A 2608-nucleotide genomic window follows, 5' to 3' on the forward strand; every position below is an offset into this window, starting at 1 on the left:
CGGGGTCCCACCCCGGTCCGCGCCGACCGCGAGAAGCCTCTTCGCGACGTGGCGGCTCACGCAGCCGTTCGGTCCGTCCAGGCCTTCTCCAGTGCCTGGGTGAAGGTCTCGGCCGACTGCACGCCGTTCATCCCGTACCGGCGGTCCAGGACGAAGAAGGGCACACCGCTGACGCCCATCTCGGAGGCGAGCCGCTCGTCGGCCCTGACCTCCGCCGCGAAGGCGTCCGAATCGCCCAGGACGTCCCGAGCCTGCGCCGCGTCCAGTCCCGCTTCCACGGCAAGATCCACCAGGGTCTCCGTGTCGTAGATCGACCGCTCCTCCGCGAAGTTCGCGCGGAAGACCAGGTCCAGCAGCTCGACCTGGCGCCCCTGCTGCTTGGCGAAGTGGACGAGTCGGTGCACGTCGAACGTGTTGCCGAAGACCCGCCCGCCTATCCGGAACCCCAGCCCGACGGTTCGCGCCATGGACGCGGCCTGCTCCTCGCGCTCGACCTGCTGCTCGCGCGTGCGCCCGTACTGCGCCGCGACCGCGTCGATGATCGGCACCGTGCCGTTCTCGGCCTGCGGATTGAGTTCGAACGACCGGTGGACGACCTCCACCTCGTCCCGGTGGGCGAAGGCGGCGAGCCCTTGCTCAAAGCGGGCCCTGCCCACGTAGCACCAGGGGCAGGCCATATCGGTCCAGACCTCGACGCGCATGTCACATCTCCTGTCGTCTTGTCGACAATGTCCCGCGCTGCGCCCCCTTTGCGGCATTCACCGAAGGGAGCGGGCGGGCGAACTCGTCTAATATAGTCGACCGCTCGTCTATTCGACGGATCACCTCCACCGAACGCGCGGACGGGCAGCATTTGGCCGGCCCGGCACCCGCATGCTTGCGGAGCGCCGGGCGCATGCGGGCACCCTGCGCCCCCGCACAGCGGCCACACCCGCCCGAAGGCCTCCATCACCTCGTCGGTGAAGCCCGTCACGCGATGACCCTTGAGCGGAGACTCGCCGTGGATCCTGGTGGCCAGCACGGATGCGGGGGCGTGGCAGACGATGGCCAGCGGGCTGCCCGACGCGAGCCGGGTGGCAGCAGCCGGCCCGCGTCGGCGTCGTACGCCAGGTCCGACATCGGGCCGTGCCCGCCCGGCAGGCAGACGGCGCCGTAGTCCCCCACTCGGACGTCCGACAGCTTCAGGGGCCGCCGCATCACCTCCGCGGAGCGGAGGGACGCGCTCCCGGAACGGGTCCCGCGGGCCGGGCGGGTCCTCCTCGCCGGAGCATGCGCACGCGGCGGTCGTGTCACGGGCGGCTGCCGTGCCGACTCCGGCCGCCGTCGCCACCATTCGCCCGGCAGCAGGGAGTGCGCGAACCAAGGGCGTGTGGCGCAAGCGGTTCGCCCGCGACCGTGCCCCGATGCGCCGCCCTCTGGTGGTCCTCACTGGGCCGTCCGGTCATTCGCGCGCTGCAAGCCCAGGAGGAGGAGAGTGTCAGGCCGGCGTCCAGGGCCCCGTGGCTGCTGGAGAACGACTGAAGAGCAAGGTGGGCGTCGAGTACAGCCGCAACCCCATGCGCGAGCCGTACATGGTCGAGGACCGGAACCTCATCACCTGGCAGCACCCCCACTCCGCAGCGGTCCTCGCGGACCGACTGCTCACCATCCTCAGGTGACGGGCTCCCCGGCGCAGCGGGCCGCCCCCATTCCGGCCGTCGCCCGCGGGCCGCCGCCGGCGACGGCCCTTGCGCGCGGCGGGACAGCAAGCGCGGCCGGGGCGCGCAGGGGCCCGGCCGTGAGGTGTGCCACGTGCGGAATCACCCAAGCTTGCTTGACGTGTCAATCATCTGGAGATTTACTTGACGTAGCAAGTATCGGGATTCGGCAAGCACGCTCGGCGCTGCTGCTGCATACGGGAAGAGTTACATCGTGACCAAAATCGGAATCATCATCGGCAGCACCCGTCCCGGCCGGAACGGCGAAGCCGTCGCTCACTGGGTGCACGAGATCGCCTCCGCGCGTACGGACGCGGAGTTCGAACTGGTCGACCTGCTCGACTACAAGCTGCCGGTCCTCGACGAGGCGTACCCGGCCACGCTGGGCAACTACAGCCAGAGCCACACGAAGGCCTGGGCCGAGAAGATCGACTCCCTCGACGGCTTCGTCATCGTCACCCCCGAGTACAACCGCTCGGTGCCCGGCGCGCTGAAGAACGCCATCGACTTCATCTACGCCGAGTGGAACAACAAGGCTGTCGGGTTCGTCAGCTACGGCTCTGTGGGCGGCTCCCGCGCGGTGGAGCACCTTCGCGGGATCGCGGGTGAACTCCAGCTGGCCGACGTCCGCGGCCAGGTGGCCCTCTCGCTCTTCACCGACTTCGAGAACTTCAGCACCTTCAAGCCGGCGGACATCCACCGCGACACCCTCGGCACGACGCTGGACCAGGTCGTCGCCTGGTCCAAGGCGCTCGCTCCCCTGCGCGCGAGCTGAAGCCGACCCGCGGTCCGTCCGCGGGGCGCCCACCGGCCCGCCGGGTACACCCGTGACGGGCTCGGCCTCCGGGCGCAACCCCTGACCACCGGAACAGCGGTCCGCCGCAGTGGGTCAATCAACATGACCCACTGCG

Annotated in this window: 3 protein-coding genes; 2 read left to right on the forward strand and 1 reads right to left on the reverse strand. The window is 70.1% G+C overall.

Annotation, left to right across the window (positions count from 1 at the left end; all coding sequences use genetic code 11):
• Positions 1 to 56 precede the first annotated feature (56 nt).
• Positions 57 to 701: a DsbA family oxidoreductase gene (locus IE265_RS37950; RefSeq protein ID WP_190040357.1), complete on the reverse strand. Its 645-nt coding sequence runs from the start codon at positions 699 to 701 to the stop codon at positions 57 to 59.
• Between the two features lie 798 nt (positions 702 to 1499).
• On the opposite strand from IE265_RS37950, the gene IE265_RS37955 reads away from it, so the two are divergent.
• Together IE265_RS37955 and IE265_RS37960 are read left to right on the forward strand one after the other, a co-directional pair.
• Positions 1500 to 1658: a type 1 glutamine amidotransferase family protein gene (locus IE265_RS37955; protein ID WP_229916965.1), complete on the forward strand. Its 159-nt coding sequence runs from the start codon at positions 1500 to 1502 to the stop codon at positions 1656 to 1658.
• Between the two features lie 253 nt (positions 1659 to 1911).
• Positions 1912 to 2472, forward strand: a complete 561-nt coding sequence (locus tag IE265_RS37960; protein WP_190040358.1) for an NADPH-dependent FMN reductase — start codon at positions 1912 to 1914, stop codon at positions 2470 to 2472.
• The last annotated feature ends 136 nt before the right edge of the window (positions 2473 to 2608 follow it).

Source organism: Streptomyces fructofermentans (assembly GCF_014651055.1).
Lineage (GTDB): Bacteria > Actinomycetota > Actinomycetes > Streptomycetales > Streptomycetaceae > Streptomyces > Streptomyces fructofermentans.

What these genes read in the sequence shown, in the direction of transcription:
- IE265_RS37950 (WP_190040357.1), bottom strand. Translation starts at nt 701, where the DNA reads ATGCGCGTCGAGGTCTGGACCGATATGGCCTGCCCCTGGTGCTACGTG.